This window comes from Phytohabitans kaempferiae (assembly GCF_042433955.1).
Lineage (GTDB): Bacteria > Actinomycetota > Actinomycetes > Mycobacteriales > Micromonosporaceae > Phytohabitans > Phytohabitans kaempferiae.
On record NZ_JBHLUH010000005.1, the window covers coordinates 88,014 to 103,190 of the forward strand.

Sequence of the window (15,177 nt, forward strand, 5' to 3'; positions counted from 1 at the left end):
GGCACTACTTTGCCCCGGCGCCCCGTCGGCCCACGCTGATACCGTTTGTCCGTGACTTTCCGGACAACCCGATGATCCACACGGTCGGGCTGGTGCTGCATCCACAGCGTGACAGCCGCGCGGCCATGTCGACCATCGGCGCCTGGGTGCGCGGGCACCAGGCGACGCTCCTCGGGCTGCCGGAAGAGGTCGCCCGCACCGACGGAGCCACCCCCGTCCCGGCGGAAAAGCTGGCCGAGCAGTCCGACCTCGTGGTGAGCCTCGGCGGTGACGGCACGATGCTCCGCTCGATGCGCCTCGCCTGCGGCGGGCGCGCGCCGGTGCTCGGCGTCAACCTCGGCCGCCTCGGCTTCCTCGCCGAGATCGACGTGCCACAGCTCCCCGAGGCGCTCTCCGCGATCGACGACAAGCGCTTCACGGTCGAGGCGCGGTCGGCGGTGCGCTCGCGCTTCCGCGACCATGAGGTGCTGGCCTTCAACGAGGTCGCGCTCGTCCGCCGCCCGGGCGGGCCGATGGCCGCGATCGAACTCTTCGTCGAGGGTCACCCGTTCATCCACTACGTGGCCGACGCACTGATCGTGGCGACGCCCACCGGCTCGACGGCATACAGCTTCTCCGCCGGCGGCCCGATCGTCTCGCCGCGCGCGCAGGGGCTGGTCGTGACGCCGGTGGCGCCGCACTCGGCGTACAACCGGGCGCTCGTGCTCTCCGAGGGCGAAAAGGTGACGCTCCGCGTGCTGGCCGCCAGCGGCGACCTGGAGGTCGAGGCCGACGGATCGGTCACCGGCCGCCTCAGCCCCGGCGACACGGTCGAGGTCGCCGCGGTGCCCGGCGCGGCAAAGGTGGTGCGGCTCGGGCACACCACGTTCTACCAGCGGGCCCAGCGCAAGCTCCGGCTCACCGGCTCCACCGAGGTCGACCGCTCCTGGTAGTGCGTGTCCGGCGACACACGGCAGTTGTTTCAGATTTTAAGTAGAGCTACCGTGGAGGCATGGCCGAGCCGCTCTCCCCCACCGAGCTGGCTGGCTGGCGGGCCTACATCGAGTCCAGCCAGCGGCTGATAACCCAGCTCGAAGACGACCTGCGCACCGACAGCGGGCTGACCTTCGCCGACTACCACGTGCTGGTGCTGCTCTCCGAGGCGCCCGGCCAGCGGCTGCGGATGGGCGAGCTGGCGAGCCGGTTGGTCTTCTCGCCGAGCCGCCTGACGTACCAGATCGGCTCGATGGAGAAGCGCGGGCTGGTGGCCCGCGAGAGCTGTCCGGCAGACCGCCGGGGCAGCGAGGCCGTGCTGACGGCCGAGGGTCTGCGCACGCTGCGCGAGGCCGCGCCGCACCACCTCCGCTCGGTGCGCGCCCATTTCGTGGACGACCTCGACGAGACCGAGATCGCCGTCCTGACCCGCGTCTTCACCCGGCTCGGCGAGCGCCTGCGCGCCGAGCACGTGGCCCAGTAAGGAGCACAGACCATGCCAGCCATCACCGTCGACGACGTCCTCGTCCTGCCCCGACTCTCTCAGCTCGACCCGGCCACGACCGAGTTTCGCGCCGTGCGCCGCCTGATCACCGCGCCGAGCGGCTTCGAGGGCGAGGGCTTCCCGGTCCGCCGGGCCTTCGCCGGCGTGCCGCTGACCGAGCTCGACCCCTTCATCCACCTCGACCAGATGGGCGAGGTCGACTACGCGCCGGGCGAGCCGAAGGGCACGCCGTGGCATCCGCACCGCGGCTTCGAGACGGTCACATACATCATCGACGGCGTCTTCGACCACCAGGACTCCAACGGCGGCGGTGGCTCGATCACCAACGGCGACACGCAGTGGATGACCGCCGGCGCCGGCATCCTCCACATCGAGAAGCCGCCGGAGCACCTCGTGGTCAGCGGCGGCCTCTTCCACGGCCTCCAGCTCTGGGTCAACCTGCCCCGCGCGAAGAAGATGAGCCCGCCCCGCTACCAGGACATCCGCGGCCGCGAGGCGAGCCTGCTCACCACGCCCGACGGTGGCGCGCTGATCCGGGTCATCGCCGGCGAGGTCGACGGCCACCAGGGTCCGGGCACGACCCACACTCCGATCACCATCGCGCACGTCACGCTCCAGCCCGGCGCCACGCTCGACCTGCCGTGGCGCAGCGACTACAACGCGCTGGTGTACGTGCTGGGCGGCCGGGGCACGGTCGGCACCGACCGCCGGCCCGTCCACACTGGACAGTTGGCGGTGCACGGGCCGGGCGAGGCGCTGCGGGTCACCGCCGACGCGAAGCAGGACTCGCACACGCCGGCGCTCGACCTGTACGTCATGGGCGGTGAGCCGATCCGCGAGCCGATCGCGCACTACGGTCCGTTCGTGATGAACACGCGCCAGGAGCTGGTGCAGGCGTTCGAGGACTACCAGGCGGGCCGGCTGGGGGTCATCCCCGCGGAGCGGGTCCCGCACTCGGGAGGCGAGCAGCCGCCCGTTTCGTAGGGATTTCGCACGTCCCGGACCGCCGCTTCCGCGCGGTCCGGGGCTGGTTCCTAAAGGGACACGAGGTACATGCCGGCGACGCCGAGCACGACCATCAGCAGCACGGTCAGCAGCAGGCCACGGCCGGCCTCGACAGGCGCCTCGGCCCGCTCGGTGGTGATGGACTCGGTGGTCACTGTGCTACCTCCTGTTGACTTTCCCGCTCGGTCACATTGACGTTATGGCGGCACCCGCACCTGGGTAATCACGGATTCGTGCCGCTGACGAACTGGTTCCTCACCGCGCCGGAACGCGATAACGACGTGTCCGCTATACCCGCCTGGACCGAGGCAAACACCGCCGAGCCGCTGATTCACGGCTCCACCTACTTCGATCGCCTCGTCACCGCCGTCGAGGCCATGTCGGAGGGTGACTACCTCTTCTTCACCGACTGGCGCGGCGACCCGGACGAGCTGATGCGCCCAGCCGGCCCGACCGTCGCCCAGCTCTTCTGCCGGGCGGCCGAGCGGGGCGTGGTGGTCAAGGGCCTCATGTGGCGCTCCCATCTGGACGCGTTGCAGTACAGCGAGGAGGAGAACCGCCACCTCGGCGAGACGATCGCGGCGGCCGGCGGGGAGGTGCTGCTCGACCAGCGGGTACGCCGCGGCGGCTCGCACCACCAGAAGCTCGTCGTGCTGCGCCACCCCGGCCGCCCCGAGCGCGACGTGGCGTACGCCGGCGGCATCGACCTGTGCCACAGCCGCCGCGACGACGCCGAGCACCGCGGCGACCCGCAGGCGGTGCGGATGTCCGTCCGGTACGGCGACCGTCCACCCTGGCACGACGTGCAGCTCCAGGTGACGGGGCCGGTGGTGGGCGCGCTGGACACGTCGTTCCGCGAGCGGTGGGACGACCCGACGCCGCTCGACTTCCACAGCCCGTTGGCGTGGCTGCGCGACAAGGTACGGGGCGCCGACCTCTCCGCCGGGCGGCTGCCGCCCCGGCCGCCCGATCCCCCGCCCACCGGCCGGCACGCGGTGCAGGTGCTGCGCACGTACCCCTCGGTGCGCCCCGGGTACGACTTCGCGCCGGACGGTGAACGCACCGTCGCCCGCGGCTACACGAAGGCGATCCGGCGGGCCCGGCGCCTCATCTACCTGGAGGACCAGTACCTGTGGTCCCGCGAGGTGGCCGACCTCTTCGCCGGCGCGCTCGCCGACAACCCCGACCTGCACCTGATCGCCATCGTGCCCCGCTTCCCCGACGTGGATGGCCGGCTCGCCTGGCCGCCCAACCAGGTCGGACGGGCCAAGGCGCTGGAGGTGTGCCGCCGCGCCGGCGGCGACCGCGTGCACGTGTTCGACGTGGAGAACCACGAGGGCGACCCGGTGTACGTGCACGCCAAGGTCTGCGTGGTCGACGACGTGTGGGCGAGCGTGGGCAGCGACAACTTCAACCGCCGCTCGTGGACCCACGACAGCGAACTCTCCTGCGCGGTGCTCGACGAGACCCGCGACGACCGCGCGCCCACCGACCCGGCGGGCCTCGGCGACGGCGCCCGGGTCTTCGCGCGGGACCTGCGGCTGCGGCTGATGCGCGAGCACCTCGACCGCGCCCCGGACGGCAGCGAGGACGCCGACCTGCTCGACCCGGCGGACGCGGTCGCCGCCGTACGGTCGCACGCGGCGGCGCTGGCGGCGTGGCACGAGAACGGTCGCGGAGGCCCCCGCCCGCCGGGCCGGCTGACGCCGCACGCGCCGGAACGGCTGTCCCGGCTGACCCAACTGTGGGCGGAGCCCGCGTACCGGCTGGTCTACGACCCGGACGGCCGGCCGCGCCGCCACCGCCGCCGCGCGACCTGGTAGGCCGGCGTCAGGTGGCGAGGTGCCACTCGCGGGGTACCCAGATCGGCTGGGCCGGGTCGCCGTCGAGGGCGAGGCGGGCACGCCACGACGGCACGGTCGGGCGGCCGCTCGCCAGCCAGCGGTCGACGAGAGCGGAGGCGCGCTCGGCGTACGGCTCGGCGTGCGGGCCGCTCCCCTCCACCGTGCCGTCCGGCCAGATCGTGGCGCCGCCCGTACCGGCCTCGTCGAGCAGCGCGCAGCCGCCGTGGACCGCGCCCGGCGGCTGGGCGTACGTGGTGCGGGCGTCCCAGGCGCCGAACGCGAACCACATGTCCTGGTAGCGGAAGGCGTCGAGCGGCGGGTCGAAGCGGGCCGGGCGGCTGAGCACCGGCTCAGGCAGGGGGCCGGAGCCGAGCGGATGCGCGCCGAGGTACGGGGCGGAGAGCGGGCCGGCGGCGGGCATGAAGCCAGCCGGGCACACGGCCGCCGCGCCCACGCTGCCGTCGCCGACGCGGGCGACGCGGAACACCGGATGGTGGCCGGCGTGGCGGACCGGGACGAGCACGAAGCCGCCCGGCGCGAGCTGGTCGAGCCAGCGGGGCGCGGCACCGGCGACGCCGACCGTCACGACGACCCGGTCGTACGGCCCGCCCGCCGGGCAGCCGGCGTAGCCGTCGCCGAGCTGGAGGTCCACATCGGACACACCGGCAGCGCGCAGGCCCGCCGCGGCACGCTCGACCACGTCCGGCTGTACGTCCACAGTGGTCACCTGGGCGCCGCAGGCGGACATGAGCGCGGCGTTGTATCCGGTGCCGGCGCCCACCTCCAGCACGCGCGTGCCGGGCGACAGGTCGAGCGCCTCGATCATCGCGGCCATCAGCGAGGGCTGGCTGGAGGAGCTGGTCGCCCGCCCGCCGACCACCTTGGTGACGAGGACGTCGTTGGTGTAGACCGCGTCCAGGAAGCCCTCCGCGTCGGGCGTGACCCACGCGCCCTCACGCCCCTGGAAGCCCTCGGACACGAACGCCTCGCGCGGCACCGCCGCGAACGCCGCCGCCACCTCGGGACGGGTGATGGCCCCCTCGCGGCACAGGGCGTCGACGAACCGCCGGCGCCGCTCGACCGAGGAGACCATCACACCACCGTAAGGCCATCGGGGCCGGACGGCGCGCCATGCGGCGCCCCGCCCGAGCCCCTGAGCAGCGGATCAGGGGGCGGTGTCCCACTCCGGGTTGCCCAGGCCGGTGACCCAGCGCCGCACCTTCTCCACGTCGCCGCCGGCGAACGCGAGGCTGAGCAGGAGCAGGATGCGCGCCTTCTGCGGCAGCAGGTCGTCGCCCGCGATGATCGGCTGGGTCGTGCTGCCCCCGTACACCGAGCCGGAGCCGGTGCGCGTCGTGCTCACGAAGACCACGCCCTTGGCCGCGGCCGCCGTACGGGCCGCGCTCTGCGCCGAGGAGATGCCGCCCGCGCCGGTACCGGCGGTGACGATGCCCTTGACCCCGGCGTCCGCGAACGCGGTGATCGCCTCGCCACCAGCCTGCTGGTAGCCGACCACCACCTCGACCCGGGGCAGCGCCTCGGGGCCGACCTTGGAGAGGTTGAAGGGCGTGTACCACTTGGCGCGGTCGTCGCACTCCTGCACGCGGGAGGGCGCCCGGCCGACCTTGATGTTGCCGCCGTCGATCCAGCCGAGCACGCCGAACTCGCGGCTCTGGAACGTGTCCATCCGGTACGAGCTGGTCTTCGTGACGTCCCGCGCGGCGTGGAACTCGTCGCCGAGCATCAGCACCGCGCCGTAGCAGTACGTGGTCTGGCTGGCGGCGAGCACGATCGCGTTGTAGAGGTTGGCCGGGCCGTCGGCGCCGATGACCTGCGGGCCGTCCGGCCGGAGCGCCGCCCAGGGCCGCATCGCGCCGGTGAGCACGACCGGCTTCTGGCTGCGTACGGAGAGGTCCAGCCAGTACGCGAACTCCTCCATCGTGTCGGTGCCGGTGGTGACCACCACGCCGTCGGAGGAGCGGAGCGCCTTCTCCACCGCGAGGGTGAGCGCGTGGAACTCGGGGATCGTGTAGCCGCCCGAGCCCTTGTTGCCGAACTGCACCGTGCTGACGTCGGCCACCTGCCCGATCTCTGGCTGGAGCTGGCCGACCATGGCCGAGATCTCGATCTGCCCGGAGCGGTAGTCCTGGAAGCTGCTGCGCGAGGTCGCCACACCGGAGATCGTGCCGCCGGTACCGATGACGGTCACCTTGGGCTTCTTGTTCTTGGCGGAGGCGACCGCCTGCGTGTAGGCGACACTCTCGATGTTGGTCAGGGTCTCGACGCCGTCGACCTTGACGGACGTGGATTCGCCTTCCGGCGTGGGGGCCGCGGAGGGGTGGGCCAGCGCGGAGACGACGACGGCCGCGGTGACCGCGGCCGACACGACGGGGAGGAGGAGGGCACCGATGCGCGTAAACGATCTCTTCGGCATGCGGAGGATCGTGGAGGCGGTTCATTTCAGCGGCGTTGCCGCCGCATTGCACTGGTTGATCAAGTATCAGCTTGATCTAGTATCAGCCGCTGAGCGGCTGCCACCACGCGTCCACCACCGGCGGGGCCGCCACGTCGACCCGCTCCCCCGGCCGTGGGATCGCGACCCGCACGTCAGCCGCCTTCGCCTCGCGCCACAGCCGGTCGACCGGCTCGCTCCACGAGTGGTACGAGAGCACGAACGTCGCCCAGTGCACCGGCATCAGCAGCCCGGCGCGCAGGTCGACGTGTGCCCGCACCGCGTCCTCCGGCGTCATGTGGATATCCGGCCACGCCGGGCTGTAGGCGCCGATCTGGACCAGGCTCACCTCGAACGGGCCGTGCTTCTCGCCGATCGCCGCGTATCCGTCGAAGTAGCCCGAGTCGCCCGTGTAGAAGACCTTCCGGCCGCCGCTCTCCACGACCCACGAGCCCCACAGCGTACGGTCGCGGGCGAAGAGCCGGCCGGAGAAGTGCCGCGCCGCTGTGGCGGTGAGCCGCAGCCCGGCGAGGTCGGCGGTGTCGTCCCAGTCGAGTTCGACGATCCGCGCCCGCGGCACGCGCCAGCGGTCGAGGTGGGCGCCCACGCCGAGCGGCACCACGAACGGCGCCTCCTGCGTGCGCACCAGGGCACGCACCGTGGGCAGGTCGAGGTGGTCGTAGTGGTCGTGCGAGATCACGATCGCGTCGACCGGCGGCAGCGCGTCGAGCGGCACCGGCGGCGGATGCAGCCGCTGCGGCCCCACGAACGGGAACGGCGAGCAGCGCTTGCTCCACACCGGGTCGAAGAGGACCCGGCGACCGGCCAGCTCGACCAGGCTGCTCGCGTGCCCGTACCAGGTGACATGCAGGCCCTCGGCGGGCGCCGCACCGGGCGTGACCAGCGGGACCGCTCTGGTGGGTCGGCGCACCTGCTTGCCGAAGAGCAACTCCCGCGCGGCCGCGCGGGCCGTGCCCCGGGGCAGCACGGTGGCCGCCACGGTGTTGCGGAACCGCCCGCCCCGGTACTGCGGGGAACCGCCCACCGTGGCGGCGTCGGGACGTCCACCGAAAACAGCGGGTCCGAACCTCACTGACCAACCGTACGACGGTCACGGCCGGATCTTCGTAAGGCTCCGGTAACCAGGGCCTGCGAGAATGGTCGGCGTGTATGACTTCGACGTGCTCGTGCTGGGCTCCGGCCCCGGCGGGCAGAAGGCCGCGATCGCCGCCGCCAAGCTGGGCCGCCGGGTCGCCGTGATCGAGCGACGTCACATGGTGGGCGGGGTGTGCATCAATACCGGCACCATCCCGTCGAAGACCCTGCGCGAGGCCGTGCTCTACCTCACCGGGCTCAACCAGCGCGAGCTCTACGGGCAGAGCTACCGGCTCAAGGACGACGTCACCGTCGACGACCTCACCGCGCGCACTCAGCACGTGATCGGGCGCGAGATCGACATCATCCGCAGCCAGCTCGCCCGCAACCGTATCCGGCTGCTCACCGGCACCGGCGGCTTCGCCGACCCGCACACGCTCCGCATCGTCGACGACTCCGGCCGCGAGTCCAAGGTGACCGCGGAGAAGATCGTGGTCGCCGCCGGCACGCGCCCGGCACGTCCGTCCTCGGTGGAGTTCGACGACCGCACGATCATCGACTCCGACGGCATCCTCAACCTCGAGCACGTCCCCCAGTCGCTGGTGGTGGTCGGCGCCGGCGTGATCGGCATCGAGTACGCGTCGATGTTCGCCGCGCTGGGCTCGAAGGTGACGGTCGTGGAGCGGCGCGACCGCATGCTGGAGTTCTGCGACCTGGAGATCATCGAGGCGCTCAAGTACCACCTGCGCGACCTGGCGGTGACGTTCCGGTTCAGCGAGGCGGTCGCCTCGGTCGAGCACCACGCGCGTGGCGCGATCGCCGTGCTGGAGAGCGGCAAGCGGATCGCGGCCGACGTGGTCATGTACTCCGCGGGTCGCCAGGGCATGGCCGACCAGCTCAACCTGGAGGCGGCCGGGCTGACCGCCGACGGCCGGGGGCGCATCAAGGTCGACGAGCACTACCGCACGGAGGTGCCGCACATCTACGCGGTGGGCGACGTGATCGGCTTCCCCGCACTCGCCTCCACCTCGATGGAGCAAGGCCGGCTCGCCGCCCACCACGCCTGCGGCGAGCCGGTGCGCGCGATGCACGAGCTCCAGCCGATCGGCATCTACACGATCCCGGAGATCAGCTTCGTGGGGCGCACCGAAGACGAGCTGACCGAGAGCCGCGTGCCCTTCGAGACCGGCGTCTCCCGCTACCGCGAGCTGGCCCGCGGCCAGATCATCGGCGACTCGTACGGCATGCTCAAGCTCCTCGTCTCCCCCGACGACCACACGCTGCTCGGCGTGCACGTCTTCGGCACCGGAGCCACCGAGATCGTCCACATCGGCCAGGCGGTGATGGGCTGCAAGGGCACGATCGACTACCTGGTCGACACGGTGTTCAACTACCCGACGCTGGCCGAGTCCTACAAGATCGCGGCGCTCGACGCGATGAACAAGATGCGCAGCATCGACCGCCTCCGCACGTAGACCGCCCTCCGGTCGCGCCGCTACCGGCAGAGATTTCGAGCTACCGCGATGTCCGCCGCGCTCCAGACCGCTGCTCCCGCGGCCTCACCCTCCGCGACACGGCTTCCTGCCGCCGCCAGACCAGGAGGGCGGGCTCGACCCGCCGTTTGTCCATAGTGGACCCGCGATGGGACCGCGTCCTGATGCCGGTCAACCGTCTCGGTCAGGGCGCGGGGTGGATGGCTGGCGGCAGTGGGCGGCGGTGCACGATGTCGAGGCGGGAGACCGCCCTGGTCAGCGCCACGTAGAGCAGGCGCGGCACGAGGTCGGCCGGCTCGACGAGCACCACATGGTCAAACTCGAGGCCCTTCGCCATGGCCGGAGGCAGCACCGTGACCCGGTCGCTGTCGGATACGAAGGGCTCGCGGGTGAGCACACCTACCGAGCCTTCGTACGCCAGTGCCTCGCGTACCGCCGCCGCCGTCGCCGCCGGGAGGTCGTCGCTCCGGCGTACTCGCACCGAGCCCTCGCCGCGTACCGCCCGGGTCGGCGGCACGTCCACGTCGAGGGTGGCGAGCAGCCGGTTGGCCAGCGCGAGCACGGCGCCCGGCACGCGGAAGCCGGCGGTCAGCGCCACCAGACGGGCGTCGGGCTTGCCGAGGTGGGTCAGCTGCTGCGACCAGTTCGTCGCTGCCCACGGCGCGGTGCCCTGGGCGAGGTCGCCGAGCACGGTCAGCGAGCCGTGCACGCTGCGGCGGGCCAGCGCGCGGCACTCCATCGGGGAGAGGTCCTGGGCCTCGTCGACGATGATGTGCCCGTACGTCTCGGGATGGTTGATCAGCCCGGCCACCTCGTCGAGCAGCACCAGGTCGGCGGCCGACCACCTGGTCGTACGCCGGGTGATCGCCTCCTGCTCGGCCGGCGTCAGGATGCCGTCGGCGGCCTCGGACGGGTCGCGGAGCAGCGCGGACACCACCTCCTGCGGGCGTACCGCGGGCCACACGCGGTCGAGGAGGTCGCGGACCGGGCGGGAGCGGCCCATCCGCTGCACCCAGGCGGCGCCCGGCGCGTACCCGCGCGCCTCGGCCTGGCGCCGCAGCAGCCCCACCACGCGGGAACGCAGCCGCTCGCGGCCGATGCCGTACGGCAGCGACTCCTGCCAGACCTCGTCGATCAGGCGGCCGAGCGCGTGCTCGGAGACCCGCCAGCGGGCCGAGTCCTCGGCGACGGTCAGCGGACCGGCCGGCTCGCCGAGGCGGGCGTAGAGGGCGCGGGCGAGCACGGCGGCCATCCGCGCGTCGTGCTTCACGATCGCCGCCGCGTCGGTGTCGGTGGTGGAGACCGGCCGGCGGGCGAGCAACTGGTCGAGCGTGCGCTGCGCGACGTCTACCTCGCCGAGGGCCGGGAGGACCGCCGAGATGTACCGCAGGAACGCCGGGTTGGGGCCGATGACCAGCACGCCCTCGCGCTTGAGGCGGCGACGGTTGGTGTAGAGCAGGTACGCGGCGCGGTGCAGCCCGACCGCCGTCTTGCCGGTGCCCGGAGCGCCCTGCACGCACACCGATCCGTCCAGACCGGCGCGGACCAGGTCGTCCTGCTCGGGCTGGATCGTGGCGACGATGTCCCGCATCGGCCCGACCCTCGGCCGCTCGATCTCCTCGGCCACGATCCGGCTGGTGCCCTCTTGGCCCTGGCTGAGTCGCTCGTCCTCGAAACCGGTCAGGATGCCCTCGCGCCACCCGTACCGGCGGCGGACCGCGACGCCCATCGGATCGCGGGCGCTGGCCCGGTAGAAGGTGCGGGACACCGGCGCCCGCCAGTCGATGACCATGGGCTCGCCCGCCTCGTCGGCGATGTGCCGCCGGCCGATGTAGTAGGTCTGACCCCCGTGGTCGCCCGCGGTCGCGCCGTCGCCGAAGCGGAGGCGGCCGAAGTACAGCGGTCCGTCCGGCTCCTCGGCCAGCTCTTTGGCGTGGCCGCGGAGCATCCGGCCGAGTGTCTCGGCGGTGTACCGGTCCCCGGCCACCTGCTCGCCGGTGGCGACGCGGTGCCGGGCGAGGTCGAGCATGCGGGCCAGCGCGGCTCGCGCGGCGCCGAGGTACGCCCGCTCCTCTTCCATCGTCACGCGACTAGCTTAACCCAGTAAAGAGTTTGTCCGAGTGTAGTATCGGCTACGTGACCGGCCTCCGCGAACGCAAGAAGCAGCGCACGCACGACACGATCTCCGCGGCGGCGATCTCACTGTTCCTGGAGCGTGGCTACGACGCGGTCTCGGTGGCGGACGTGGCGGAGGCGGCCGAGGTCTCCAAGCCGACCCTGTTCAAGTACTTCGCGACCAAGGAAGACTTGGTCCTGCACCGCATCGCCGATCATCAGGGCGAGGCGGCCCGCGTGGTGCGGGCGCGGCGCCCCGACGAGAGCCCGCTCGCCGCGCTGCGGCGGCACTTCCTCGACGGCCTCGACCGGCGCGACCCGGTGACCGGCCTCAACGACGACGCGCGCGTGCTGGCGTACCACCGGCTGGTCTTCTCGACGCCCAGCCTGGCGGCCCGCGTGGCCAGCTACACCGAGGCGGAGGAGACCGCGCTCGCCGAGGCGCTCGGCGGCGGCCTGACCGCACTGGTGGCGGCGGGGCAGATCGTCGCGGTGCAACGGATCCTGGCCCGCGACAACTGGCGGCGGCTCATCGCGGGACGCTCCGCCGCCGAGATCCACCGGGAGGCCGCGGAGGCCGCCGGCGACGCCTTCGACCTACTGGAGCGCGGCCTTGGCCACCACTACCCCGGTGACCTCGCCGAGGGCTAGCTCCGGACGCCCCGGCGCGGCCGGCACGCGACCCCGGATCACCACCTCGTCACCGTCCTCCAGGAAGGATCGGGTCGCCCCGCCCGGCAGCGACAGCGGCGACCGGCCGCCCTGGCTCAGCTCCAGCAGCGAGCCCGCCTGATCCGGCTCCGGCCCGCTCACCGTGCCGGAGGCGAAGAGGTCGCCGGGGCGGATCGAGGCGCCGTTGACCGTCATGTGCGCGAGCATCTGCGCGGCCGTCCAGTACATCGCCGGGAACGGCGGCCGGGACACGACCGCGCCGTTGAGCTCGACCTCCAGCGCGATGTCCAGCCCCCACGGCGCCAGGCTCGAATCGTCCAGATAGGACACCAACGCAGGCTCGCGCGGAGGCGGCGGCGTCCGCGCGCTTTCCAAGGCATCCAGCGGTACGACCCAGGGGGAGACCGACGTCGCGAAGGACTTGCCGAGGAAGGGGCCGAGCGGAACGTACTCCCACGCCTGCAGGTCACGCGCGGACCAGTCGTTGACGAGGCACACGCCGAAGATGTGCTCGGCCGCGTCGGCGAGCGCGACCGGCTCGCCGAGGCGCGTACCGGCGCCGAGCACGAAGCCCACCTCGGCCTCGATGTCCAGGCGACGGCTCGGGCCGACCTCGACACCGCCGCCGGAGACGCGGCGCTGGCCGTGCGGGCGGGCGATCGGCGTGCCCGAGACGACCACGGTGCCGGAGCGCCCGTGGTAGCCGATCGGCAGGTGCTTCCAGTTGTCCGGCAGCGGCGGTGTGTCGGGCCGGAAGATGCGCCCGACCGCCGAGGCGTGGTGCTCGGAGGCGTAGAAGTCGACGTAGTCGCCGACCTCGAACGGCAGGTGGGTCGCCGTGCCGGCCAGCGGACTGAGCAGCGGCTCGACCACCGGCCGGACCGAGGCGTCGGTCAGCCAGCCGCGCAGCGCGACCCGCAGCCGCCGCCAGGTGGTCGCCGGCGCGGCCAGCAGCGGGTTGAGCACCGGCCCGCTGACCAGTGGCGCGACCTCGGGCAGCAGCCGCTCGCAGGCCGCCGCCAGGTCGAGCGCCAGGTCGCCGATCCGCACCACCAGCCGGGGCGGGCCGCCGGCCGAGACAGCGCCGTAGGGCAGGTTGTGCACGCCGTACGGATGTCCGGCCTCGACGCCGGGCGCCCACGTCACGAGACTCACGCGGCCGACACTAGAGGTTGCCCCGGCGCTGCTGCTCGCGTTCGATGGCTTCGAAGAGGGCCTTGAAGTTGCCCTTGCCGAAGCCCAGCGACCCGTGCCGCTCGATGAACTCGAAGAACACCGTCGGCCGGTCGCCGATCGGCTTCGTGAAAATCTGCAGCAGATAGCCGTCTTCGTCCCGGTCGACCAGGATCTTCCGCTTCTGCAGCTCCTCGACCGGCACGCGTACGTTGCCGATCCGCGCCCGCAGCTCGGGGTCCTCGTAGTACGAGTCCGGCGTGTCCAGGAACTCCACGCCCGCCGCCCGCAGCCGGTCCACCGTGGTCAGAATGTCGTTGGTGGCGAGGGCGAGGTGCTGGGCGCCGGGGCCGCGGTAAAACTCCAGAAACTCGTCGATCTGGCTCTTTCGCTTGCCCACGGCCGGCTCGTTGAGCGGGAACTTGACCCGGTGGTTGCCGTTGGCGACCACTTTGGACATCAGCGCCGAGTAGTCGGTGGCGATGTCGTCGCCGATGAACTCGGCCATGTTGGTGAAGCCCATGACCCGGTTGTAGAACGCGACCCACTCGTCCATCTTGCCAAGTTCCACATTGCCCACGACGTGGTCGAGGGCTTGGAAAAGCCGGCGGCGCTTGGGGAGTGTGGCGGTACGGGCGACGTAGCCGGGCAGGTACGGGCCGTGATAGCGGGAGCGGTCGACGAGCGTGTGGCGCGTGTCCCCGTACGCCGCGATGGCCGCCAGCCGCACGGTGCCGTGCTCGTCGCTCAGCTCGTACGGCTCGTCCAGGATCGTCGCGCCCTGCGATCGGGCGTGCGCCACGCAGGCGTCCACATCGGGCACCTCCAGCGCGATGTCGCTCACCCCGTCGCCGTGCTTGTCGTGGTGCGTGACCAGCGGGCTGACCGGGTCGACCGCGCCCTTGAGCACGAACCGCACGGCGCCGCTGCGCAGCACGTACGCGCAGTGGTCGCGGTTGCCGGTCTCCGGCCCCGAGTACGCGACGAGGTCCATCCCGAACGCCAGCTGGTAGAAGCGGGCGGCCTGGGTCGCGTTGCCGACGATCCACACGATCGCGTCCCAGCCGATCACCGGGAACGGGTCGGCGTGCTCGTCGTACTCCACCAGCCCCACGAGTTGTTTCAGCTGCTCGAGGCTGAGATCCGCGAGCCGCTCGTCATCGGTCAGAACGTGTTCGACGGTCATGACAAACATCTGAACGCGTGCCGGTCGCCTATGCAACTGGCGTATCGTGAGCTAGTCAGGTTGAACAATTCGCACAGCACATCCGGCAAAAAGCTAGGCAGGTTGACTAATGGAGCTGGACGCCCTCGACATCGCCCTGCTGCGCCTGCTCACCGAGCATCCCCGGATCGGCGTGCTGGAGCTGTCCCGGCTGGCCGGCGTCGCCCGCGCCACCGTGACCGCGCGCATGGAGCGGCTGCGCGCCTCCGGCGTCGTCACCGGCTACGGGCCGCAGATCGACCTCGGTGCCGCCGGCTACCCCGTCCAGGCGTACGTGACGCTGGAGATCGCGCAGGGGCGGCTCGACGAGGTGACCGAGCACCTGCTGGCGCTCCCCGGCGTGCTGGAGGCGTACGCGACGACCGGCACCGGTGACGTGCTCTGCCGGCTGGCCGCCCGCTCCAACGACGACCTGCAACAGATCCTGCTCGAACTCAACCGCTCGGCCGGCATCCGCCGTTCCACAAGTGTGGTGGTCCTCTCCACGGTGGTCGCGCACCGCACGCTGCCGCTGCTCACGCAGGGTCCGCGGCGGGGCGCGCACCACGCGCCGTCGTACAAGAATCCGCGCTGATTTCTGTAATCCGGCGGTGGGCCGCGGGTCTCCACATACGGAAGGGTCGGCA

The 15,177-nt window shown here is 72.1% G+C and carries 14 protein-coding genes; 7 read left to right on the forward strand and 7 right to left on the reverse strand.

What is annotated here, in order from left to right; translation table 11 throughout:
* Positions 1-71 precede the first annotated feature (71 nt).
* The 3 genes from ACFFIA_RS04850 to ACFFIA_RS04860 are packed head-to-tail and all read left to right on the forward strand — an operon-like array spanning position 72 to position 2,461.
* Entirely contained in the window at positions 72-932 is an 861-nt protein-coding gene (locus tag ACFFIA_RS04850) for an NAD(+)/NADH kinase (protein ID WP_377245978.1), read from the forward strand.
* Positions 933-991: 59 nt separating this feature from the next.
* Positions 992-1,456, forward strand: a complete 465-nt coding sequence (locus tag ACFFIA_RS04855; protein ID WP_377245981.1) for a MarR family winged helix-turn-helix transcriptional regulator — start codon at positions 992-994, stop codon at positions 1,454-1,456.
* A 12-nt stretch (positions 1,457-1,468) separates the two neighbouring features.
* Complete coding sequence (locus ACFFIA_RS04860; RefSeq protein ID WP_377245984.1) at positions 1,469-2,461, forward strand: pirin family protein; 993 nt, start codon at positions 1,469-1,471, stop codon at positions 2,459-2,461.
* A gap of 50 nt (positions 2,462-2,511) precedes the next feature.
* On the opposite strand, the gene ACFFIA_RS04865 is transcribed toward ACFFIA_RS04860, so the two are convergent.
* Positions 2,512-2,637 carry a hypothetical protein gene (locus ACFFIA_RS04865; RefSeq protein WP_377245987.1) on the reverse strand — a complete coding sequence of 42 codons (126 nt, stop codon included), beginning with the start codon at positions 2,635-2,637 and terminating at the stop codon, positions 2,512-2,514.
* A 78-nt stretch (positions 2,638-2,715) separates the two neighbouring features.
* Here ACFFIA_RS04865 and ACFFIA_RS04870 point away from each other — a divergent pair, with 78 nt between their 5' ends.
* Positions 2,716-4,305, forward strand: a complete 1,590-nt coding sequence (locus ACFFIA_RS04870) for a phospholipase D family protein (RefSeq protein ID WP_377245990.1) — start codon at positions 2,716-2,718, stop codon at positions 4,303-4,305.
* A 7-nt stretch (positions 4,306-4,312) separates the two neighbouring features.
* Here ACFFIA_RS04870 and ACFFIA_RS04875 read toward each other — a convergent pair whose 3' ends face one another.
* From ACFFIA_RS04875 to ACFFIA_RS04885, 3 genes are all read right to left on the reverse strand, one after another.
* Positions 4,313-5,419: a protein-L-isoaspartate O-methyltransferase family protein gene (locus ACFFIA_RS04875; protein WP_377245993.1), complete on the reverse strand. Its 1,107-nt coding sequence runs from the start codon at positions 5,417-5,419 to the stop codon at positions 4,313-4,315.
* 72 nt (positions 5,420-5,491) lie between these two features.
* Complete coding sequence (locus ACFFIA_RS04880; RefSeq protein ID WP_377245996.1) at positions 5,492-6,760, reverse strand: asparaginase; 1,269 nt, start codon at positions 6,758-6,760, stop codon at positions 5,492-5,494.
* An 82-nt stretch (positions 6,761-6,842) separates the two neighbouring features.
* Complete coding sequence (locus tag ACFFIA_RS04885; RefSeq protein WP_377245999.1) at positions 6,843-7,871, reverse strand: MBL fold metallo-hydrolase; 1,029 nt, start codon at positions 7,869-7,871, stop codon at positions 6,843-6,845.
* 64 nt (positions 7,872-7,935) lie between these two features.
* Between ACFFIA_RS04885 and sthA the strand changes: the two genes are divergently transcribed.
* Complete coding sequence (gene sthA / locus ACFFIA_RS04890) at positions 7,936-9,348, forward strand: Si-specific NAD(P)(+) transhydrogenase (protein WP_377246002.1); 1,413 nt, start codon at positions 7,936-7,938, stop codon at positions 9,346-9,348.
* 202 nt (positions 9,349-9,550) lie between these two features.
* Here the strand turns inward: sthA and ACFFIA_RS04895 are convergent, their stop codons facing one another.
* Positions 9,551-11,446: a HelD family protein gene (locus ACFFIA_RS04895; protein ID WP_377246270.1), complete on the reverse strand. Its 1,896-nt coding sequence runs from the start codon at positions 11,444-11,446 to the stop codon at positions 9,551-9,553.
* Between the two features lie 56 nt (positions 11,447-11,502).
* On the opposite strand from ACFFIA_RS04895, the gene ACFFIA_RS04900 reads away from it, so the two are divergent.
* Positions 11,503-12,132, forward strand: a complete 630-nt coding sequence (locus tag ACFFIA_RS04900; protein ID WP_377246005.1) for a TetR/AcrR family transcriptional regulator — start codon at positions 11,503-11,505, stop codon at positions 12,130-12,132.
* Here ACFFIA_RS04900 and fahA read toward each other — a convergent pair.
* Positions 12,079-13,299 (reverse strand): fumarylacetoacetase, encoded by a 1,221-nt coding sequence (gene fahA, locus ACFFIA_RS04905; protein ID WP_377246273.1) that lies wholly within the window; start codon positions 13,297-13,299, stop codon positions 12,079-12,081. The two genes, ACFFIA_RS04900 and fahA, sit on opposite strands and share 54 nt — an antisense overlap.
* A 19-nt stretch (positions 13,300-13,318) precedes the next feature.
* Positions 13,319-14,512 carry a 4-hydroxyphenylpyruvate dioxygenase gene (gene hppD, locus ACFFIA_RS04910; RefSeq protein ID WP_377246008.1) on the reverse strand — a complete coding sequence of 398 codons (1,194 nt, stop codon included), beginning with the start codon at positions 14,510-14,512 and terminating at the stop codon, positions 13,319-13,321.
* A gap of 109 nt (positions 14,513-14,621) precedes the next feature.
* Between hppD and ACFFIA_RS04915 the strand changes: the two genes are divergently transcribed.
* Entirely contained in the window at positions 14,622-15,125 is a 504-nt protein-coding gene (locus ACFFIA_RS04915) for an Lrp/AsnC family transcriptional regulator (protein ID WP_377246011.1), read from the forward strand.
* The last annotated feature ends 52 nt before the right edge of the window (positions 15,126-15,177 follow it).